The organism is Bradyrhizobium sp. 33ap4 (assembly GCF_032654765.1).
In the GTDB taxonomy this organism is placed as follows: Bacteria; Pseudomonadota; Alphaproteobacteria; order Rhizobiales; family Xanthobacteraceae; genus Bradyrhizobium; species Bradyrhizobium australafricanum.
The window spans coordinates 25,736-47,409 of sequence record NZ_JAUMTJ010000008.1 but is presented as its reverse complement, the minus strand read 5'-3'; the positions used below and the strand labels follow the sequence as shown (position 1 = coordinate 47,409).

General features: G+C 65.7%; 19 protein-coding genes. 13 read left to right on the top strand and 6 right to left on the bottom strand.

Translation table 11 applies throughout. The annotated features are described in order from the left end of the window. Positions 1-25: 25 nt before the first annotated feature. The 4 genes from Q2M23_RS08210 to Q2M23_RS08195 all read left to right on the top strand — a co-directional run bounded on the left by Q2M23_RS08210 (position 26) and on the right by Q2M23_RS08195 (position 2,996). Positions 26-1,054, top strand: coding sequence for an AraC family transcriptional regulator (locus Q2M23_RS08210; protein ID WP_316395283.1), 1,029 nt, complete (start codon positions 26-28; stop codon positions 1,052-1,054). A gap of 97 nt (positions 1,055-1,151) precedes the next feature. Then, positions 1,152-2,018 carry a S1C family serine protease gene (locus Q2M23_RS08205; protein WP_316395282.1) on the top strand — a complete coding sequence of 289 codons (867 nt, stop codon included), beginning with the start codon at positions 1,152-1,154 and terminating at the stop codon, positions 2,016-2,018. Beyond that, positions 2,015-2,386, top strand: coding sequence for a response regulator transcription factor (locus tag Q2M23_RS08200; protein WP_057019243.1), 372 nt, complete (start codon positions 2,015-2,017; stop codon positions 2,384-2,386). Before Q2M23_RS08205 ends, Q2M23_RS08200 begins: the two co-directional genes overlap by 4 nt. Positions 2,387-2,783: 397 nt before the next feature. Continuing rightward, positions 2,784-2,996, top strand: a complete 213-nt coding sequence (locus Q2M23_RS08195; protein ID WP_057019242.1) for a hypothetical protein — start codon at positions 2,784-2,786, stop codon at positions 2,994-2,996. Positions 2,997-3,135: 139 nt separating this feature from the next. Here Q2M23_RS08195 and Q2M23_RS08190 read toward each other — a convergent pair whose 3' ends face one another. Then, positions 3,136-3,486 (bottom strand): hypothetical protein, encoded by a 351-nt coding sequence (locus Q2M23_RS08190; RefSeq protein ID WP_057019241.1) that lies wholly within the window; start codon positions 3,484-3,486, stop codon positions 3,136-3,138. Between the two features lie 170 nt (positions 3,487-3,656). Continuing rightward, positions 3,657-5,015, bottom strand: a complete 1,359-nt coding sequence (locus tag Q2M23_RS08185; protein WP_316395281.1) for a metallophosphoesterase family protein — start codon at positions 5,013-5,015, stop codon at positions 3,657-3,659. A 149-nt stretch (positions 5,016-5,164) separates the two neighbouring features. Here Q2M23_RS08185 and Q2M23_RS08180 point away from each other — a divergent pair, with 149 nt between their 5' ends. The 7 genes from Q2M23_RS08180 (at position 5,165) to Q2M23_RS08150 (ending at position 14,196) form a co-directional block, all read left to right on the top strand. Continuing rightward, entirely contained in the window at positions 5,165-6,259 is a 1,095-nt protein-coding gene (locus Q2M23_RS08180; RefSeq protein WP_316395280.1) for a mandelate racemase/muconate lactonizing enzyme family protein, read from the top strand. A gap of 219 nt (positions 6,260-6,478) precedes the next feature. Beyond that, positions 6,479-7,897 (top strand): M20 family metallopeptidase, encoded by a 1,419-nt coding sequence (locus Q2M23_RS08175; RefSeq protein WP_057019239.1) that lies wholly within the window; start codon positions 6,479-6,481, stop codon positions 7,895-7,897. 446 nt (positions 7,898-8,343) lie between these two features. Next, positions 8,344-10,134 (top strand): peptide ABC transporter substrate-binding protein, encoded by a 1,791-nt coding sequence (locus Q2M23_RS08170; RefSeq protein WP_316395279.1) that lies wholly within the window; start codon positions 8,344-8,346, stop codon positions 10,132-10,134. Between the two features lie 280 nt (positions 10,135-10,414). Continuing rightward, positions 10,415-11,371, top strand: a complete 957-nt coding sequence (locus Q2M23_RS08165) for an ABC transporter permease (protein WP_016842735.1) — start codon at positions 10,415-10,417, stop codon at positions 11,369-11,371. After that, positions 11,337-12,254 carry an ABC transporter permease gene (locus Q2M23_RS08160; RefSeq protein ID WP_028334911.1) on the top strand — a complete coding sequence of 306 codons (918 nt, stop codon included), beginning with the start codon at positions 11,337-11,339 and terminating at the stop codon, positions 12,252-12,254. Before Q2M23_RS08165 ends, Q2M23_RS08160 begins: the two co-directional genes overlap by 35 nt. Next, positions 12,251-13,231, top strand: a complete 981-nt coding sequence (locus tag Q2M23_RS08155) for an ABC transporter ATP-binding protein (RefSeq protein WP_229190991.1) — start codon at positions 12,251-12,253, stop codon at positions 13,229-13,231. The genes Q2M23_RS08160 and Q2M23_RS08155 overlap by 4 nt, the downstream gene beginning before the upstream one ends. Beyond that, positions 13,228-14,196, top strand: coding sequence for an ABC transporter ATP-binding protein (locus tag Q2M23_RS08150; RefSeq protein WP_168855782.1), 969 nt, complete (start codon positions 13,228-13,230; stop codon positions 14,194-14,196). The genes Q2M23_RS08155 and Q2M23_RS08150 overlap by 4 nt, the downstream gene beginning before the upstream one ends. A 187-nt stretch (positions 14,197-14,383) precedes the next feature. Here the strand turns inward: Q2M23_RS08150 and Q2M23_RS08145 are convergent, their stop codons facing one another. Next, positions 14,384-15,346 (bottom strand): LysR family transcriptional regulator, encoded by a 963-nt coding sequence (locus Q2M23_RS08145; RefSeq protein WP_057019235.1) that lies wholly within the window; start codon positions 15,344-15,346, stop codon positions 14,384-14,386. A gap of 100 nt (positions 15,347-15,446) precedes the next feature. Here Q2M23_RS08145 and bla point away from each other — a divergent pair, with 100 nt between their 5' ends. Beyond that, positions 15,447-16,346 (top strand): class A beta-lactamase, encoded by a 900-nt coding sequence (bla, locus tag Q2M23_RS08140; protein WP_316395278.1) that lies wholly within the window; start codon positions 15,447-15,449, stop codon positions 16,344-16,346. A gap of 34 nt (positions 16,347-16,380) precedes the next feature. On the opposite strand, the gene Q2M23_RS08135 is transcribed toward bla, so the two are convergent. Then, entirely contained in the window at positions 16,381-17,802 is a 1,422-nt protein-coding gene (locus Q2M23_RS08135) for an amidase (protein ID WP_076830648.1), read from the bottom strand. 222 nt (positions 17,803-18,024) lie between these two features. On the opposite strand from Q2M23_RS08135, the gene Q2M23_RS08130 reads away from it, so the two are divergent. After that, positions 18,025-18,939, top strand: coding sequence for an ankyrin repeat domain-containing protein (locus tag Q2M23_RS08130; protein ID WP_158074220.1), 915 nt, complete (start codon positions 18,025-18,027; stop codon positions 18,937-18,939). Positions 18,940-19,054: 115 nt separating this feature from the next. Here Q2M23_RS08130 and Q2M23_RS08125 read toward each other — a convergent pair whose 3' ends face one another. Next, a complete protein-coding gene (locus Q2M23_RS08125; RefSeq protein WP_244558909.1) occupies positions 19,055-19,621 on the bottom strand; it encodes a c-type cytochrome in 567 nt (188 codons plus the stop codon). Between the two features lie 247 nt (positions 19,622-19,868). Beyond that, the gene (locus Q2M23_RS08120) at positions 19,869-21,578 is read right to left on the bottom strand and encodes a pyrroloquinoline quinone-dependent dehydrogenase (protein WP_168855785.1); all 1,710 of its coding nucleotides are present in this window, start codon (positions 21,576-21,578) and stop codon (positions 19,869-19,871) included. Positions 21,579-21,674 lie beyond the last annotated feature (96 nt).

Genomic DNA, 21,674 nt, shown 5'->3' with positions numbered 1-21,674 from the left:
CCTCAAACAACTCCGGACGGCCGGCGTGACTGCTGTTGGCAACGAGGTTTCGGCAAGCGCAAATCCGGCAAGCGCAAGGCTCAAGGATTTCGCACGCGTCGCGACGGCGCGCGTCGATGACGCGGCGGAAGCGATCGGCCGCATCTTCTGTCCGCACGATCTGACGCCGGTCGATCATTCCGCGAGCGATTTCTCCGCGCATCACAATTGCGCCGACTTCGACGGCTTCTCCATCAACTATGTCGCCTATGGCGGATCGGTCGCGATCAATCCCGGCTGCCTCGACCGCTTCTTCCTGCTGCAGATGCCGCTGTCCGGCTCGGCCGCGGTGCGGACCGCCGCGCGCGAGCTCACCACCGGACCACGGCACACGGCCTCGCTGCTGTCGCCGACCATTCCGACCGAGATGACCTGGCGCGGCGACTGCGCTCAGCTGATCTTGCTGCTCGACCGCAAGCTGGTCGAGCATCGCGCCGCGGCGCTTGGCGGCGTGGCGGTGAGGCCGGTCGAGTTCGATCCGGCCGTCGCGCTGAGCGGGCCACTCGGGCAGACGCTCTCGGCCAAGATCGAGCAGCTTGTCACGGCCGCCGAGCAGCTCGGGCCGCGCAAGGCTTTGTCGGCGGTCGCGGCGGCCGATTGGCGCGAGTCGTTTCTCAATGTGCTGCTCAACGAGCAGCGGCACAGCCTGAGTTCGGCGATCGATGTCTTCAACGGCCGCACCGAGGCCCAGCCGGCCGCCTTGAAACGCGTGCGCGCCTATCTGGAGAGCCGCGCGACCGAGCCGATGGACCTCGCCGAGCTCGCGGAGATCGCGGGCACCGGCATCCGCGCGCTGCAACTCGGCTTCCGCCGTCACTTCGGCACCACCGTGTCCGAGATGCTGCTCGACATCCGCCTCGCCCATCTCAACGCCCGCCTCAAGACGGCGCGGCCGGGCGAGCGCATCGTCGATATTGCATTCGACCTCGGCTTTACCCATCTGAGCCGGATGGCGAGCGCCTACCGCGCTAAGTTCGGCGAGAGCCCGAAGGCGACCCTGCAGCGGCTGAGCTGAGCGGCAGTTCCGGGCGGCCCGGCCACGCCCTGCCCATCCGGCCAGTATCGCCGTCAGCCGCGACATCCCAGATTGAGGGAAGCCAACGGAGTTTCCCATGACCGAACCGAATATCCTGTCATCGCTGTCATCTGCCCTTGCGGAGACCATTGCACGCGCTGCGCCCGCCATCGTCTCCGTGCATTCGCATCGCGCGCGCGCCTCCGGCTTTGTCTGGAAGGTAGGCCTCGTCGTCACCGCCGACGAAGCGCTGGCCGACGAGGGCGAGATCGAAATCCAGTTCGCCGACGGCAGCCGCGGGCCAGCGACCGTCGTCGGACGCGACCACACCACCGACGTCGCGCTGCTGCGCGTCGAAGGCGACGTTGCCCCCGTCAAGCTCTCGACCGAGAACCCCGCGTTGGGATCGCTCGCGGTGATCGTCGCCGCCGACCGCGGCGCGCCGACCGCGCGGCTCGGCATGGTCGCACTGTCCGGCCCGGCCTGGCGCAGCCTGCGCGGCGGCGAAATCGATGCACGGATCGAGCTCGACGTCCGGCTGCGGCACAGCCAGCAGGGTGGCCTCGCGCTGAACGCCGCGGGCGAGCCGTTCGGCATGGCCGTGCTCGGCCCGCGCCGCGTGCTGACGATCCCGGCGACGACCATCGAGCGGGTCGCAGGCCAGCTCGAGAAGAGCGGCCGCATCGCACGCGGATATCTTGGCGTCGGATTGCAGCCGGTCCGTCTCGACGACGGCCTCGGCGCGATGGTGATGAACGTCGACAAGGCCGGCCCCTCGGCCGCCGCCGGCATCCGGCAAGGCGACGTGATCATTGCCGTGAATGGCGAGAAGCTGTACGGCGTGCGCGCGCTGTCGCGCGGCCTCGGACCGCAGAGCGTCGGCACGGTGGTCGAGCTCACCATGCATCGCGGCGGCGAGCCGCTGAACTTCAAGGTGACAGTCGGCGAGAGGCCCGAGACGTGAGCGGTGAGCCGGCCAACGACATCGTCATCGCGCTCGAGGTCGACGACGCCGTCCTCGCCGACCGGCTGGCGACCCTGCTCGGCAGCGTCGCCGGCCTGCGGCTCGCCGCGCCGGGCGAACAGGCCACGGCTGCGGTCGTCGCACGCAACCGCGAGGCCGCGGGCGGCGACTTCGAGCTGACGCCGCGCGAGCTCGACGTGCTGGCGCTGCTGGCGGAAGGCGCGTCCAACAAGATGATCGCACAGCGGCTCGGGATTTCCGTCCACACCGCCAAGTTTCATGTCGGCTCGCTGCTCGACAAGCTCGACGCCACCGGCCGCACCGACGCCGTCGCCCATGCCGCGCGGCGCGGGGTGATAAATTTGTGAGGGGTGGGATGACTGTTGCAGTGACGCTGAGCTGAGATTTCTCCACCCGTCGTTCCTGCGAAAGCAGGGACCCGTACGCTGCGGCGGATGTTGCAGGCAGGACTCGTCATTGTCGTCCTGGCGAAAGCCAGGACCATAACCACCGCATTTGACAGTGAACGAGATCGTGGCCCTAGCGTCGCGCAACATTGCGCACTTGGGGTAATGGGTCCTGGCCTTCGCCAGGACGACTGCGAATCTTCGTGCGCACTCGTCAGTTGCACGCAGCCACTGCACAGCGACCCCAAATCAGTGATTTGGAAAATTCCGCCCTGCGGACACCCGACTCAGTATTCGACCGGATACAGACGCCTTCACGATCTGGCTATGCAATCTTCAGCCAACAAGAAGAAACGGCATGAAGAAGCTGATCGGTCGTCATCGGGACATTCAATACACACTCACCAACATCGAACCCGACCTCTGGGCCTGGTCGTTCGACATCAACGGCAAGACCAGGCAAGGCACCACGCGCGCGCGGCTCGACCTGCTGGCGCGGCGGCGCGTCTGCACGCTGATCGATCGCGAATTGAAACGCGCGGAACGTACCAGGCCCAACGAGCCTGACTGATCGCTCTCCCCGGTGAACGTCCATTGGACAGGCCGCGCCTATCAGAAATGAAAACTCCCGCAGCGTCGGCTGCGGGAGTTGTTGGCATCAATGGCCGCGGGGAGGTCCAACCACCGATACCGACATTCGCTGACCCTGGTCAGGCTGTTTTGGCGAACATCGTCAGCACGCCATCGGCAATGTTGATAGCGACGACCTGCGACGAAGTCAGGCCCTTGGCCTTGAGCGCGGAGACCGCCTGCGGTGTCGCGTCAATCGACTTCCGAAGCGACTGGATGTCGTCTTCCTTGGTCTTTGCCATCGCATCCTCGATCTTCGATCGCATCTCGGGCTTGAGGTCCTTGATGTCGACGACCTGTATGCTCCGGATGACGGTGGACTGATCAGATGACTGCGGCGGCGCATTGGGTTGCGTGCCTTGCGCTTGCACCAAGGCGGGCGTTCCGAGGACGAGCGCGGCAACAGTGACGAATGCTGTGAGATTGCGCATGGTCGATTCCTTTTCGAGGTCAGCAAGCGATAAAACCTACGCGCGAAGTTTGGCTGACGTCTGATTTTTCCATGGCCATTCATTGGAGCCAATGCGACCGCAATGCGGGCGTCGAAGCCCGCATCAGCCGCAGCGCCGACGTCCAGCGCGTCGGCCCCGGGCGCGATTAACTACAATGCGATGACGGAAATAGCGATCTCGAACCGTGGTCCGGCATAGCGCCTGTCATCCGGCCCACCCTCGCCGCACCCGACGTTCCAGACCGCCGGCCATGCGAACCGCTCCAGCCCCGTTGCCGATATCGCCGCGCACGACGTCCAGCGCGTGTCACCGCTGCGTCGCCACAGCACGCCGCCCGGTCCCATGTCCGGATAGAAGGCGATGTCGAGGTTGAAATCGCTGTTGGCACCGAGATCGGGACCGATCCAGTAATAGGGACTGCGTCCACGCTCGCGTCCAAGGATCAAGGTGAGCGTCTGATTCGGCCCGCGCAAGCCAAGCCAGAGCGGTGCGATCACGCCGGGCGCGGGCGTGCAGAGCAGCGTTTGTGGCGCGGCGGTTCCCGCGGCGGTGCGGCCCGCCAGTTTCAGCGCGATGACCGCCGCGGGCGCCAATGTCCCCGACAGCGGTGCAGGGCTGGTCCCGCGCGGCAGCGGCGACCACGCGGCCTGGTCCAGCGATGGCAGCGGCCATGCCAGCTGCTCGCGCGCCACACCTTCGGTATCGAGCACCTGATAGCGGAACCCATCCTGATCGAGCGCGGCCTGCACGCAATGCAGATACTCGACGCCTTCGGGCATCCGGTGCGCAGTGCCGGCGCCCGCCGTGCAGACCTGCAGCACACCACGATGAACCTGGACGTCGAATGCGAGAATGTGGCTGCACAGATAGGCGGTGACATCGGCGCGGACGAGGATATCCCAGAAGCGCTCGCGGTATTCGTGGCCGATCTCGCGCTGATAGCTGCCGCTGTAGCCGTTGATGGGGTACACGGGATGATGGCCCAGCACCAGCTTGTGCCTGGCGTCCTTGTGCTGTGCGAGGACCGCTTGCAGCCAGTCGGTCTCGACATGCCCCTCGCCGCCGAGGCCGCTCCACAGCGTGTGCACGAACACCATCACGAGATCGTCGCGGCGAACCCAGTAGGACAGCCCCTCCTGACCGGGCGGGCCGTTGCGCGGCAGCTGCAGCACCTCGCGGAACACCGCCTCGCTCATCTCGTCATAGGTGGTGTGGTTGCCGGTCGTGTGCCACAGCGGCACCGCGCGCCGGTCGAACCAAGACATCTCGACCTCGAACCAATGCCGCCATTGCGCGCGCAGCGCGTCGGCATCGGCGGTGAGGCCGATGATCTCGTCGCCGGGGAACAGAATGAATTCGGGCGCAGGATGCAGCCGGCGCACCACATCGTTCACCGATGCGAAGGTGCGCTCATGCAGCGCGCCCGGAACGCCCGAGCAGGCATCGGCATAGATCACGAACTGGTGGCCCGAATATCTCGGTAACAGAGCCGGAATTGCATCATCCATGGTCGGACCACGTCCTCGCGAGCCACATCATAAAGGAAGGCAGACTAATCGCTCAAGGCAGACATTCGCAGGCGCAAGGTTGCAGGCAGCCGGGGCTTTTGAGATCGTGTGTCACGCATTGCATTCGTCCCATGACAAGGAGTTCCGGCGTGGCCATCCTCAAGGACCTCAGCATCGGATTCTACAAGATCCCGCTCCCGGTGGTGCTGAGCGACAGCACGCATGGCGAGATCAAGGCGTTCGAGCTCGTCACGATCCGCGCCCGCGATGCCGACGGCGCGGAAGGCACCGGCTACACCTACACGGTCGGCCGCAATGGCGGCGCCATCGCCGATATCCTGGGCCGCGAAATCACCGAGATCTCGCGCGAGATGGAGGCCGACGACACCGAGCAGCTTTGGCACAAGGTGTGGTGGGCGCTGCATTATGGCGGCCGCGGCGGCCCGGCGGTGCTGGCGCTGTCCGCGCTCGACATCGCGTTGTGGGACCTCAAGGCGCGGCGGGCATCGCTGCCGCTGTGGCGGCTGCTCGGTGGCTTCGACCGCCGCGTGCCCTGCTATGCCGGCGGCATCGATCTCGATCTGCCGCTCGATGGCCTGCTCAAGCAGACCGACGACAATCTGGCCAAGGGCTTTCGCGCCATCAAGATGAAGGTCGGCCGGCCGAGCCTTGCGTCCGACGTGGCGCGCGTGAAGGCGATGCGCGGCCATCTCGGCGACGAGTTTCCGCTGATGGCCGACGCCAACATGAAATGGACCGTCGAAGAAGCGATCCGCGCCGCGCGCGCCCTGCAACCCTTCGACCTGACCTGGATCGAGGAGCCGACGATTCCGGACGACGTCGCGGGACACGCCCGCATCGTGCAGGCCGGCGGCGTGCCGATCGCGGCCGGCGAGAACCTGCGCAGCCTGTGGGAGTTCAAGCCGTATATCGCCGGCGGCGCGCTGTCCTATGCCGAGCCCGACGTCACCAATTGCGGCGGCGTGACCAGCTTCATGAAGATCGCCCGGCTCGCCGAGGCCTTCAATATTCCCGTCACCAGCCATGGCGCGCATGACATCACCGTGCATCTGCTGGCTGCGTGCCCGAACCGGTCGTATCTCGAGGCGCACGGCTTCGGCCTCGACCGCTATATCGAGCACCCGCTGGTTCTGGAGCAGGGCATGGCGATCGCGCCCGATCATCGCCCGGGGCACGGCATCGCCTTCGACTGGAAAGGCCTTCAGCGGCTCAGCGTCGCCTGACGCAGAAACATTTCTGCACACCAAGACGTGACATTCGGAAATGCAGGTCTGCCGGCGCGCGCTAGGCGGCGTCGCGACAAGCTGCTAGCGTTTCGCGCTTCAGATTGCCCAAAGCGCGATGAGATCATCGCGCTTCGGCTCATTGTCTGAGCATGATCTTTTCGGAAAACCGCTTCACACTTTTCCGGATCATGCTCTAGCGTTAAGGGATCGGAGCAAATGGACAACCGTAGTGATGTTTGGCGCGGCGTCGACGCGATCAAGCCGCGTTTCATCGAATTGAGCGACCGGGTCTGGGCGATGCCCGAGGTCTGCTACACAGAGGCGCGCTCATCCGCCGAACATCTGGCCGAACTGCGCCATCAGGGTTTTCGCATCACCGAGAACGTCGCCGACATCCCGACCGCGGTGATGGGCGAATGGGGCGAAGGCGGCCCGGTGATTGCCTTCCTCGGCGAGTATGACGCCCTGCCCGGTCTCAGCCAGGAGGCCGGAATCGCCGAGCATCGCCCGGTCGAGAGCGGCGGCCACGGCCATGGCTGCGGACATAATCTGCTCGGCTCCTCCGCGCTGCTCGCCGCGACCGCGGTGAAGGACTGGCTTGCGGCCAACAAGGTGCCGGGCCGCGTGCGCTATTACGGATGTCCTGCCGAGGAAGGCGGCGCGGCAAAGGCCTTCATGGTGCGCTGTGGCGCGTTCGAGGACGCCGACATCGCCATCACCTGGCATCCGCACAGCTTCTGGGAGGTGGCGGTGACGCCGTCGCTCGCCAACACCCGCGCCGATTTCATCTTCACCGGGCGCACCTCGCATGCGGCAGCCTCGCCTCATCTCGGCCGCAGCGCGCTCGATGCGGTGGAATTGATGAATGTCGGCGTCAACTACATGCGCGAGCACATGCCGAGCGACGCGCGGGTGCACTACGCGCTGCTCGACACCGGCGGCATCGCGCCCAACGTGGTGCAGGCCCATGCCCGGGTGCGCTATTCGATCCGCGCCCGCGACCTGCCCGGCATGAACGAGCTGGTCGAGCGCGTGCACAAGATCGCGCAGGGCGCGGCGCTGATGACCGAGACCAAGGTGGAGATGAAGATCATCTCCGCGGTCTCCAACATCCTGCCCAACACGCCGCTGGAACAGACGCTGCACCGGATCATGGAAGAGCTCGGCCCGCCGCATTTCGACGATGCCGACAAGGATTTCGCCGGCAGGATCCGCGCAACCCTGACCGACAAGGACATCGCCTCGGTCTATTACGCGATCGGCATGGAGCCGACCGACCGGCCGCTCGCCGACTTCCTGGTGCCGATCGACGCCAAGCGCAATCCGCTGATCGGCTCGACCGACGTCGGCGACGTCAGCTGGGTGGTGCCGACCGTGCAGGTCCATGCACCGACGGTTGCAATCGGCACGCCGTTCCACACCTGGCAGGTTGTGGCGCAGGGCAAGACGCCGGCCGCGCACAAGGCGATGGTGCAGGCCGCCAAGGCGATGGCCGGCCTCGGCGTCAAGGCGCTGATGGAGCCGGAGCTGATCGCGGCCGCCAAGGCCGACCTCAAGAAGCGGACCACAAGAACGCCCTATGTCAGTCCGCTGCCGGCGAATGTTGCACCGCCGTTGGACATGTCGATCGCCTGAGAACCGCGTGTGCGGGCCGGACCTGCTCTCCGGGATCAAGCGATCGCATATCCCCATCGTCATGGCCGGGCTTGTCCCGGCCAACCACGACTTTCTCACGCGAAAACGGAGACGTGGATGCCCGGCAGAAGGCCGGGCATGACGAGTTTGTGGACGGATCGCTTCAGACGCGAACTCCGGCCTGCGTGGCAAAAAAGCATCTCGGAACAAAGGATAACGAACAAATTTTCCGCACTGCGAGGCGCGCAAGGGCGTGCTTTGGCGTCGATCTGCTGAACCGGTGTGCGGCAAGGGGAGGTTCTGCACAAGCGATAGCCAAAAGACCTAGGCGCTGAAGGGCGGGAGGCGTTGACCTTCGCGGTCATTCGGTGTGCCATCCTGCCGCCAACACGGCGGCCGGTTCCACGGCCCGCCGCAATAACCAATTGAGCCGGACCGAGGGGACAATGTTCGACAGGAATCTGCGTGGCATGATCGACGACGTGAAGGACGGGCGGATGGATCGCCGCGCCTTCGTCAAGCGAATGATTGCCGTCGGCCTCACCGCGCCGATGGCCAACCAGATCCTTGCGATCGGCGGCGTCGCGATGGCGCAGAGCCCGAATCCCTACAAGCCGACCAAGCGCGGCGGCGGCGGTCCGCTGAAGCTGTTGTGGTGGCAGGGCCCCACCCTGCTCAATCCGCACTTCGCCACCGGCACCAAGGACCAGGACGGCTCGCGGCTGTTCTACGAACCGCTGGCAAGCTGGGACGTCGACGGCCATCTCAACCCGATCCTCGCCGCCGAAATCCCCTCGATACAGAACGGCGGGCTTTCCAAAGACGCCATGTCGGTGGTCTGGAAACTCAAGCCCGGCGTCAAATGGCATGACGGCAAACCCTTCACCGCCGACGACGTCGTGTTCAACTGGGAATATGCTACCGACCCCGCGACCGCAGCCGTCTCGAGCGGGACCTATTCCGGCGTGACCGTGGAGAAGGTCGACGACCTCACGGTCCGCATCAAGTTCAAGGATCCGACGCCGTTCTGGGCCAATGCGTTCGTCGGCGCCTATGGCTGCATCATCCCAAAACATCTCTTCGCGGAGTACAAGGGCAGCAAGTCGCGCGAGGCGCCGAACAATCTGAAGCCGGTCGGCACCAGCCCCTACAAGTTCGTCGAGTTCAAGCCGGGCGATCTGGTGCGCGGCGAAATTAATCCCGATTACCATATGCCGAACCGGCCCTATTTCGACACGATCGAAATGAAGGGCGGCGGCGATGCGGTGTCGGCGGCGCGCGCGGTGATCCAGACCGGCGAATATGATTTCGCCTGGAACATCCAGGTCGAGGACGAGGTGCTGCTGCGGCTGGAAAAGGGCGGCAAGGGCAAGACGCTCTATGCCGTCGGCGGCGACATCGAATTCATCGCCATCAACTTCACCGACCCGAACACCGAGGTCGACGGTGAACGCTCGTCGATCAAGACCAAGCATCCGATCCTGTCGGATCCGGCGGTGCGCAAGGCGCTGGCGCTGCTGGTCGACCGCGACTCCGTCAAGAAGGTGATCTACGGCCGCGCCGGCCGCGCCACCGCCAATTATCTCAACGGCCCCGAGGAGTTCGTTTCCAAGAACACCAGATGGGAGTTCTCGGTCGAGAAGGCGAGCGCGCTGCTCGAACAGGCCGGCTGGAAGGTCGGCTCCGACGGCATCCGCGAGAAGGACGGCAAGAAGCTGAAGCTGCTGTACCAGACCTCGATCAACGGCCCGCGGCAGAAGACCCAGGCGATCGTCAAGCAGGCCTGCCAGAAGGCCGGCATCGACGTCGAGCTGAAGTCGGTGGTGGCCTCGGTGTTCTTCTCCTCCGACGTCGCCAACCCCGACACCTATTCCAAGTTCTACGCCGACATCGAGATGTTCCAGATCCCGATGACACAACCCGACCCGGGCCTGCACATGCGCCGCTATCTGTCGCGCAATGTCGCGACCAAGGAGAACAAGTGGCAAGGGCAGAACTTCCCGCGCTGGGTCAACAAGGATTTCGACGCCGCGATCGAGGCGGCCGATACCGAGACCGATCCGATCAAGCGGGCCGAGCTCTACATCAAGTGCAACGATCTGATGTGGCAGGACACGGTGGTGATCCCGGTGATGCACCGCCTCGCGGTGGAAGCCTGCTCCAACACGGTGCGGCCCGCGCTCTCCGGCTGGGCCAACCAGACCGACAATCTGCAAGACTGGTATCGTGAAACCTGAGACACGGGGACAGGTTCGGAGTTTGAGTAGGTGCATCTTCTCCCTCTCCCCGTTCTTACGGGGTCGAGACGAGCGGAGCTCGCTCTTGGAGGGTTGGGGTGAGGGGCTTTCGCAGCAAACACCGTGAAAGATGAGTTCGTGGAGACTCCCCCTCACCCGGAATTCAAGCCGTGCTTGAATTCCGACCTCTCCCCGCACGCGGGGCGAGGTGAAGCTCGCCTTTCGACTGGAAGCAAGATCAACGTGCTCAAGGTGCGAGCGTTAGTTAGATGATCTCTCGATGAGTCAATATATCCTGCGTCGCCTGATGATCGCGATCCCGAGCCTGCTCGGGATCTCGCTCGTGCTGTTCGTCGTGCTGGCGCTCGCGCCGGGCGATCCGTTCAGCGAGCTCGCGACCAATCCGAACGTGCCGCCCGAGGTGCAGGCCGCGCTGCGAGCCAAGTTCGGCCTCGACGACCCGATCTATCTTCGCTACCTGCACTGGCTCGCGGCGATGGCGCAAGGTGACTGGGGCTTTTCCTTTGTCAGCCGGATCAATGTCGACACGCTGATCCTACAGCGGCTGCCGACCACGCTCTACGTGATCGGCTCGGCGCAGCTGCTGGCGCTGCTGATCGCGATCCCGGTCGGCGTCTATGCCGCCACCCGGCCGTATTCGATCTTCGACCAGCTCGCCAACACCTTCGCCTTCATTGGCTTCTCGCTGCCAACCTTCTTCACCGGCATCCTGTTCATCCTGGTGTTCTCGGTGAAGCTGGACTGGCTGCCCTTCGTCTACACCGACGTGCCGGGCAGCGGCATTCCCTGGCTGCTTGAGATGATCCGGCAGGCGATCATGCCGGTGATGGTGCTCGGCCTGTTCCAGGCGGCGTCGATGACCCGCTTCGTGCGCTCGGCGATGCTCGACGTGATCCGGCTCGACTATGTCACCACGGCCCGCGCCAAGGGACTCGGGCAGGCCAAGGTGATCGTCAAGCACGTGATGCGCAACGCGATGATCCCGGTCGTCACGCTGATTGCGCTGCAAATGCCTGCCGTGTTCGGCGGCGCCATCGTCACCGAGCAGATCTTCCGGATTCCCGGCATCGGCTCGCTGCTGATTTCCTCCATCCTCGCCAATGACACGCCGGTCGTGATGGCCGTGACCTTCGTCTTCGCGTGTCTCGTGGTGCTGTTCAACCTGATCGCAGATGTCCTCTATGGCTGGCTTGACCCTCGCATCTCCTTCCGCTGAGCGGCGCGGCTATTCGCCCTGGCGCGAAACCTGGCGGCGCTACCGCCGGCACCGGCCCGCCGTGGTCAGCGCCGTGCTGCTGCTGCTGCTGATCGCAGCCGTCGTGATCGGCCCGTTCGTCTGGCGCGTCTCGATCAGCGACATGGACGTCGTGGCCGGCCTGCAGGGCCCCTCGCTGGCGCACCCGTTCGGCACCGACGATCTCGGCCAGGACCTGCTCGCCCGCATGATCTATGGCGGGCGCATCTCGCTCGCGGTCGGTCTCGCCGCGATGCTGGTCTCGGTGTTCGTCGGCACGCTGATCGGCGCGCTCGCCGGCATGTCGCGCGGCGCGCTCGGCTACGCGCTGATGTGGCTGACCGACTTGTTCCTGTCGCTGCCGCAATTGCCGCTGCTGTTGATGCTGATCTATCTGTTCCGCGACGGGCTGAAGGCGATGTTCGGCCCGGAGGGCGGCATCTTCATCCTGATCGTGCTGGTGATCGGCGGCTTGCGCTGGATGCCGGTCGCGCGCCTGGTGCGCGCCCAGTTCCTGTCGCTGCGCGAGAAGGAATTCGTCGAGGCGGCGCGCGCACTCGGCGCAAGCCCGGTGCGCCAGGTGGTGCGCCACATCCTGCCCAACGCGCTGGGCCCCGTAATCATCGCCGGCACGATCGACGTCGCCGCCGCCATCATCGCCGAATCGACGCTGTCGTTCCTCGGCCTCGGCTTCCCGCCGGATACGCCGACCTGGGGCCGCATCCTCTATGACGCCAAGGACTTTCTCGACATCGGCCCGCATTGGGCGCTGTTTCCGGGCGGCGCGATCTTCATCGCGGTGGTCGCCATCAACTTCATCGGCGACGGGCTGCGCGACGCGCTCGACGCGCGCAAGGTGATCTGATGGCGCTGCTCGACATCAAGGGCCTGAAAACCCATTTCACCACCGACGACGGCATCCTGCAGGCGGTCGACGGCGTCGACATCAGCATCAACCGCGGCGAGACGCTGTGCGTGGTCGGCGAATCCGGCTGCGGCAAGACCGTCACCGCGATGTCGATCCTGAAGCTGATCGCCATGCCGCCGGGCAAGATCGTCGAAGGCGAGATCATCTTCGAGGGCCGCGACCTGGTGCCGCTGACCAGCCACCAGCTCGACGACATCAGGGCCAAGGAGATCGGCTTCATCTTCCAGGAGCCGATGACCTCGCTCAATCCGGTGCTGACCATCGGCGAGCAGATCGCCGAGAGCCTGCGCCGCCACGAGGCGGTGACCAAGAAGCAGGCGCTCGAGCGCACCATCGAGATGCTGAAGCTGGTGCAGATCCCCAACGCCGCGGGCCGCGTGCATCATTATCCGCACCAGTTCTCCGGCGGCATGCGCCAGCGCGTGATGATCGCGATGGCGCTGGCCTGCCGGCCCAAGCTTGTGATCGCAGACGAGCCGACCACCGCGCTCGACGTCACCATCCAGGCGCAGATCCTCGACTTGTTGCAGGACATGAAGGAACGCTTCGGCATGGCGGTGATGCTGATCACGCACGCGATGGGCGTCGTCGCCGAGACCGCGCAGCGCGTCGTCGTGATGTACGCCGGCAAGGTGGTGGAGGAGGCGCCGGTCGACGAACTGTTCGGCAATCCCGGCCATCCCTACACTCAGGGCCTGATCCGCTCGATCCCGCGCATCGATCTCGACGCCGCGCACAAGACGCGGCTGGAGGCGATCGGCGGCTCGGTGCCGATCCTGATCAATCCGCTGCCCGGCTGCCGCTTTGCCGCCCGCTGCAAATACGCCATGAGCATCTGCACCGAAAAGGAGCCGCGGCTGCGCGAGATCGCGCCCGGCCACCGCATGGCCTGCCACCTCGGAGACGCGTCATGACCGAGCCGCTGCTGCGCGTTTCCAATCTGAAGAAGCATTTTCCGGTGCTGGGCGGCCTGCTCTCGCGCGAGGTCGGCCAGGTCTATGCGGTCGACGGCGTGTCGTTCTCGGTCAATCGCGGCGAGACACTGGGGCTGGTCGGTGAATCCGGCTGCGGCAAGTCGACCACCGGCCGCTGCGTGCTGCGGCTGATCGAGCCGACCTCGGGCGAGGTCGTGTTCGACGGCCGGAGCGTCACCGGCCTCGGCGGCGGCGACCTGCGCGCCATGCGGCGGAACATGCAGCTCGTGTTCCAGGACCCGTTCGCCTCGCTCAATCCGCGCATGACGGTCGGCGCGATCCTCGGCGAGCCCTTCATCATCCATAACCTCGTGAGCTCGGCCAGCGAGCGCGAGGACCGCGTCGCGAGCCTCCTGGTCAAGGTCGGGCTGAAGGCCGAGCACATGCGCCGCTACCCGCACGAATTCTCCGGCGGCCAGCGCCAGCGCATCGCGATCGCCCGCGCGCTGACGCTGGAGCCGAAGCTGATCGTGTGCGACGAGCCGGTCTCCGCGCTCGACGTCTCGATCCAGGCCCAGGTCATCAACCTGCTCGAGGATCTGCAGGCCGAGCTGAACCTGACCTATCTGTTCGTCGCCCACGATCTCTCGGTCGTGGAGCACATCTCCGACCGAGTCGCGGTGATGTATCTCGGCCGCATCGTCGAACTCGCCAAGGCCAGCGATCTCTACCGCAACCCGCAGCACCCCTACACCAAGGCACTGCTCTCGGCGGTGCCGGTGCCGGATCCCAAGGCGAAGCGCGACCGCATCCGCCTGAAGGGCGACGTGCCGAGCCCGATGAATCCGCCCAAGGGCTGCCACTTCCACACGAGGTGTCCAATCGCCGAGGAGCGCTGCCGGCAGAGCGCGCCGGAGTTGCTGGAAGGCAGGAACGGGCATTCCGTGGCGTGCCATCTGGCGTAGGTCGCGCGCCAGATGCGATAGCCAGCCGGCGCGGGAGCGCACCGCCTAAAATATCGAAAACAACCCCATGCAAAGTAGCCGGCGGCTGCGGGCGTTCGACACGGCACTTGACATGTCGGGCAAATCAGCGGCATCATTCGATAATTCCGAAATAATGGCGACGATAGTTGAATCACGTCGTCAGACGTTAACGCCGCTTGGTCTTGGTCCGCGGCTTCGGTCCGGCCTTTGTCTTGATCTTCCGCCGCGGTGCAGGCGCGACGGCGTCCTCCACCTCATTCACCTCCGTCCGCAGCGTCTCGAGCAGCCAGTCGCGAAACGCGCGCATGCCCGGCGTCACCTCGCGCGACTTCAGCCAGGTCAGCCAATAGGATCCCGCCGGGACCTCGGCCGCGAACGGACGCTTGAGCCGGCCGGTGGCCAGCTCATTTTCGAACATCGCGATCGGCACCAGCCCGACGCCGACGCCGCGCGCGGCGGCCTCGGCCATCGCGACCGAACTGTCGAAGATCGGCCCCTGGATTTTCGGACACGGCGCGCCGGCGACCGCAAACCATAGCGGCCATTCCTCGGCGCGGTAGGACCGCAGCAGGAATTCCTGCGCGAGATCGGACGGCTTGCGCAGCCGGTCCGCCGCGTCGGGGCAGCACACCGGCGAGAGCGGTGCGGACAACAGATGGATCGCCTCGGTGCCGTGCCACGAGCCGTCGCCGAAGCGCAGCGCGAGATCGAGCCCGTCGCCCGCGATGTCGACGCGGTTGTTGTTGGTGAGCAGACGCAAATCGATATAGGGATGCGCGCGCTTGAAGCGGTCGACCCTTTGCAAGAGCCATCCGGTCGCGAACGTCGTGACGCAGCCGACGGTCACGACCTCGCGCGTGCCCTTGGCCTCGATGCGGTCGATCGCGGCGCCGATCCGGTCGAGCGCGTCTGACAGCACCGGCAGCAGCGCCAGCCCCTCGTCGGTGAGCACCAGCCCGCGCGGCAGCCGGCGGAACAGGCTCGTGCCCAGGAGATCCTCGAGCTGCTTGACCTGATGGCTGATCGCAGTCTGCGTCACGCGCAGCTCCAGCCCGGCGCGGGTGAAGCTGAGCAGCCGCGCGGAGGCCTCGAAGGCGCGCAGCGCGTTCAGCGGGAGATGCCGGCGCACGGCGTCATGACCAAGTTTTCCTCATGTCTCGCTGTATAAATGATTGTTTGTGCGCCGTCACGCCGCCCGGCAGGTTCGCGCCGCCAACGGGAGACTCGACATGCTGACGAGACGGACATTTGGATTGCGCGCGCTGGGCCTTGCGGTGTCCTGCACTTTGCCGCGGCAAGGCGCAGCGGCAGGACCAGGCGAGCCGGCGCAGCGGCTGCAGCAGGAGTTTGCGCGCATCGAGCTGGCAACCAGCGGCCGGCTCGGCGTCGCCGCGCTCGACATGGAGACGGGATTGCGCGCGAGCCGGCGCGGCGACGAGCGGTTCCCGATGTGCAGCACCTTCAAGGCGTTGGCCTCGGCCGCGGTGCTGCACCGGATCGACCGCGGCGAATCCAGCCTCGATCAGCAAATCCGGTTCGAGGCCAAGGATATCTTGGCCAACTCGCCCGTCACCAAGGAGCACGTCGCCTCGGGCATGACGCTTGCCGAGCTTTGCGAGGCCGCCATCACAGGGAGCGACAACACTGCGGGCAACATGATCCTCCGCGAGATCGGCGGGCCAGCCGGCCTGACCGGCTTCTTCCGCACCATCGGCGACAATGTGAGCCGGCTCGATCGCTGGGAGCTGGCGCTGAACGAGGCGGTATCAGGCGATCCGCGCGACACCACGAGCCCGGTGGCGATGCTGAAGGACTTGCAGCGCGTCGTGCTCGGCGATGTCCTGTCCGCGGCCTCGCGCCAGAAACTGATCGATTGGATGGTCGCCAACAAAACCGGCGACGCAAGGCTGCGTGCCGGCGTGCCCCGCGACTGGCGGGTTGCCGACAAGACCGGCACCGGCGAGCGCGGCACCTACAACGACATCGGCGTGTTCTGGCCGCCCGGCCGCAAGCCGATCGTGGTGACGGCTTACCTGACCGGGGCAAGTGCTCCCATCGAGAAGTGCAACGAGGTGATCGCCAATGTCGCGCGCGCCGTCGCCAATGCGAGCACCGGGCAGACCGGCTAAACCGGCGACGCCGCGACCGGCGGCGCCGACAACATCAGGCCGGCCAGCGACCAAGCAAGTCGCTCGCCGCCTCGAACAACGCTGCAACGCGCAATAGTTCGGCATCGGCCCGGAAGCGGCCGACCAGGTGCAGTCCGATCGGCAGGCCGTCGCGGCCGAAACCTGCGGGGATGCTGACGGCGGGATGCCCGGTCATGTTGAACAGCATGGTCCAGGGAAACCAGTGCGGCCGCACGCTGTCGAAACTCCGGCCGTCGATCTCGATCGTGCCGAACAGGTCCTGGTCGATCGGCAGCGCCGACCGGGTCAAGGTCGGCATCGCCAGGAGATCGCCGCGCGCGAACAGCGACTGCACCCGGCGGAAGAGCGCGGTGCGCTCGAACATCGCCCGCTGGTAGTCGACACCGCTGACCTGGGCCGCCAGCGCGAGCTGCTTCAGGAAGGTTGCGCTGAGATCATCCGGATGATCGGCCGCGAGCTTCTCGAAGCGGGTGCGCCAGACGGTGTGATTGATCGCACGCCAGATCGGCTCGATGTCAAAGCCGTCGCCGGAAAACTCTTCGAGCTCGGCGCCGAGGCTCGCCAGACGGTCGAGGCTTGCCTTGAACGCGTCAGCCACATCGGACGTGACCGGACGCCGCGGCGGCGACACGCAGAACAGCACCCGCCGGCCCTTGAGGTCGCCGCGCGGGGCGGCAAGCCCGAGATAGTCAGGCACCGGCACCCCGATCGACCAGGGGTCCGACGGATCCTCTCCCGCCATCGCCTGCATCATCAGCGCCGTATCCGCAACGGTGCGCGTGGTCGGCGTGACATAGGTCTGGTTGCCGAAAGCGTCCTGCACCTGGCTATGCGGGATCACCCCGTTGCTCTGCTTGATTCCGACCACACCGTTGCAGGCGGCGGGAATCCGGGTGGAGCCGCCGCCATCGGTCGCAACCGCCAGCGGCGCGATGCCGCTCGCGACGGCCACCGCCGCGCCGCCGCTGGAGCCGCCACTGGACCGCTCGGCACTCCATGCATTGCGGGTCCGCCCGAACAGCGGCGAGTCGGTCAGGCACTTGCTGCCGAACTCCGGCGTCGTGGTCTTGCCGATCAATATGCCGCCCTGGGCACGGAGGCGGGCCACCGCGACGGCGTCATTGTCGGGCACGTTGTCCCGGTACGGCACCGCGCCGAAGGTCGTCCGGACGTCTTTGGTGTTGACGATGTCCTTCACGGTGAAGGGGATGCCGTGGAGCAGACCGGCCGGCTCGCCAGCCGTGATTTGCCGCTCGGCAGCTTTCGCCTGCGCCATCGCCGCGTCACCGCACAGCGTGATGAAGCAGTTCAATTCGGGTTGCAGCCGCTCGGCACGGGCGAGCACCGCGCGCGTAACCTCGACAGGCGAAACCTCCTTGCGGGCGATGCGCCCACGAAGCTCAACGGCAGACAGCAGACACAGATCGTCGCTCATTTGGGCAAGGACTCGCGTCAGATAGGGTCGACGCCCGCATCGTGCCGCGCTGCAAGCGGCAAGTCCATCGGCTCGGACGCATGGCGAAAGGCCACGGAGCCGCGACGGCGCATGGCCTGCCGGCGCGGCGGGCCCTTCCCGGCCGCGCGGCTTGGCAGCGACGGAGGATCATGCGACGCTCGACCGAATGGCGCTGCTGTCAGCATGACGGAGGACCACGCCTTGTATCGCCGCATCCCCCTCGCCGCGCTGATCGTTGCCGGCAGCGTGCACGGCAGCCTCGCGGCGCTCGATCCGGCGCGATGCCGCGAGCTGATCCGCAAATACGAAACCGACAAGGCCCAGCTCAGCGCGATCGAGATCTCGCTGTCGCTATTTGCGGCCGCCAATGCCGATTGCATCAACCTTGCCACCGAGCTGCTCGATCACGGCGCCTCGGTCGACGCGCGGGACCGGCTGGGCGCAAGGCCGCTGAGCCACGCCGCCCGCTCCGGCCATCTTGCCATGGTCGACCTGCTGCTGGCACGCGGCGCGCCGCTCGATGCACGCAACCTCGCGGGATCGACCGCGCTGTATTTTGCCGCCGAGCGCGGCCATGTCGCGATCGTGCAGCGGCTGATCGACCGCGGCGCCGACGTCAATCTCACCGGACGTAGCGGCGCCTCCCCGGTCGCGGCCGCCGCCTATGCCGGCAGGGACATGGTGGTGCGCATGCTGCTGGCGCACGGCGCCGACGGCCGCAAGGCAGACGACACCGGCAAGCCGCCGGTCGTCTACGCCGCGGCGGGCGGCCAGCTCGGCATCGTCAAGCAGCTGCTCGCGCACGAGATCGACATCAACGCGCGCTACGCCAACGATCTGACGCTCCTGATGTGGGCCGCCGGCCCTGACGAGACCGTGCCGGAGGCGCAAGCACTGGAGGTCGTCTCGTACCTGCTGGAAGGCGGCGCCAAGGTCGACGACCGCGATGCGCGCGGCCGCACCGCGCTGATGATCGCCGCCGAAGGCAATCATCCGGCGATTGCCAGGACACTGCTGGCGCACGGTGCCGACCCTGCGCTGGCCGACAAGGCCGGCAAGCACGCCGCCGATCTCACCATCCTCTCAGTGCTGCGCGAAGAGCTGACGCCGCGTTGAGGCGACTTGCTCGGACGTCATGGCCGGGCTTGTCCCGGCCATCCACGTCTTCTTTTGCCTGGATACCAAGACGCGGATGCCCGGGACAAGCCTGGGCATGACGAGTGCCCGCCGCTCACAGCCCCGCCAGATAGTCCACCAATGCGGCAAGGTCGTCGCGCGACGTTGCCAGCATCAGGTCGGACATGCCGGGATTGTTGCCGCGCGCACGGGTGCGGAAATCGGCGATGGTCTTGGCGAGATAATCCCGTCCCATGCCGGCAAGCCGCGGCACCGTGCCGTCGCCCTGGAAGCGATCGAGATGGCAAGCCGGGCAACCGACCGAGCGGCTGGCGCTGACCGCCTTCTCCGCCACGTCCTTGGGCGCGCGCGGCTGGCCGAGGTCAGGCCACGGCTTCTGCGAAAAATATTCCGCGATCGCCAGCATATCGTCGCGCTCGAACTGCGCCGCGATCGGCTGCATGATCTCGTTCTTGCGATCACCGCGCTTGAAATCGCGCAGCTGGATGTAGAGATAGCCGGCCTGCTGGCCCCAGATCGTCGGAATGGTCTTGTCGACGGGCTTGCCGTTCTCGCCATGGCAGCCGGCGCAGACCTGTACTTTTTCCTCAATCGTCTCTGCGCGCGCCTGCGCTGCCATCAGCAACAGCGCGACGCCGCAAATCATCAATTTACCGAACATTGGCTGATCCTGAGGCGCAGTATCGGTCCACCTCCGTCATTGCGAGGAGCTCGCGACAAAATTGCAAAGCAATTTTGCGCTGGAGCGACGAAGCAATCCATGCTTCCACAAACGCGGCACAATGGATTGCTTCGCTTCGCTCGCAATGACGTGGCTGGACCTTTTATCCGACCAAAACAGAGGCGGGACCGAACCGGTCCCGCCTCGCCGTCAATGTTTGCACGCGTGATGATGCATCAGGCCCGGCTCAGTCGAGCGTGAAGGCGATGATGTTGTTGCCACGCTTGTAGTCGAGCTGGGTGTTACCGCCCGCGCCGACCACGATATATTGCTTGCCGCCGACCATGTAGCTCGACGGCGGCGCGTTGACGCCGGCGCCGGCGCGGAAGCTCCACAGCTCCTTGCCGTTCGACGAATTGTAGGCCGCGAACTTGCCGTTGCCTTCGCCGGTGAAGACCAGGCCGCCGGCGGTGGCGAGGATGCCGCCGATCATCGGCTCGGGCGTGTTGACCTGCCATTTGATCTTGCCGTTGTTGTAGTTCACCGCGGTGATGTTGCCTGCCTGCTTCTCGCCCGGGATCACCTTGAAGGCGCCGCCCAGCCAAAGCTTGCCGTTCGGATAGGCCGAGCTTTCGACGTGGTAGGTCATCGGCTGGTGCAGATTGATCGCGTAGGCCAGCTCCTGTCCCGGATCGGTTGCGATCGGCGACCATTCGACGCCGCCATTGGCGCCGGGCAGCATGCGCGCGCCTTCCTTGGTCGGCAGCACCCACATGTTCTCCTGCGGCACCATCGCCTCGGAGAAGCGGATCAGGCTGCAATCCTTGCGATCGTGCACATAGATGTGCCCGGTCTTGCCGGCATGGATGACGCCGGGAATCGTCTTGCCGCTCTTGTCCTTGACGTTGACCAGCACCGTCGGGCTGACCGCGTCGAGGTCCCAGACGTCATGGGCGATGTACTGGAAGTGGCAGACATACTTGCCGGTGTCGAGATCGAGCGAGACCAGCGAATTGGTGTAGAGGTTGTCGCCGGGCCGGTTCGACCCGTCGAGGTCGGGCGACGGGTTGCCGACGACGAAGTAGATCCGGTTGGTCGCGAGATCGACCGACGGGTTCTGCCACACGCCGCCACCGAGCTTGGCATAGGGATCGCCGATCTTGGCGAGCATGTCCTTCTCGGCCTGGATATTGCGATGCATGTCACGGCCGGTGGCATCCTTGGTCGCCCAGACACCGACGGAGTTCTCCGGAATGGTGTGGAAATTCCAGAGCTGCTTGCCGGTCTTGGCGTCATAGGCGCGCACGAAGCCGCGGATGCCGTATTCGCCGCCATTGGTTCCGATCAGCACCTTGTCCTTAACCACGGTCGGCGCCATCGTCTCGCTGTAGCCGAGCTCGGGATCGGCGATGTTGGTGGTCCAGACCACCTCGCCGGTCTTGGCGTTCAGCGCCATCAGCTTGGAATCGAGCGTCGCCAGATAGACCCGGTCGCCGAGCACCTGGACGCCGCGATTGTTGGGACCGCAGCAATAAACCGTGATCGGGCCCATCTTGTGGGCGTAGTGCCAGAGCTGCTGACCGGTCTTGGCGTCGAGCGCATAGACATGGCTGAACGACGTCGTGACGAACATCACGCCATCGACGACGATTGGAGATGTCTCAAGCGATTCCTTGACGTCGGTCTGGAAGATCCATGCGACGTGCAGGTCCTTCACATTGTCCCGGCTGATCTGCTTGCCCGGATAGAATCGCGTCTGGGCATAGTTGCCGTTGGTGAGCAGGAAATCCCTGCTGTTCTTGTCGGCGGCGTTGAGCTGCTCCTGGGTTACCGGAGAAACATTGGCGTTGCCGAGGACCGACTGCTTCTCCTGCTTGACTTCCTGCGCGATGGCGGCGCCCGACAACAGGCCAACGCCGAGCGCGGCGGCGAATGCCGCAATCCCTCTCACATACATATCTTCCCCCGTTGTTTCTTGGCAATATTAGGGATGCGTGTCTGCTACTTCCCTTCGAGGCCCGGTCGCCCTGGCGAGCCCGCAACCCGTTGCGTG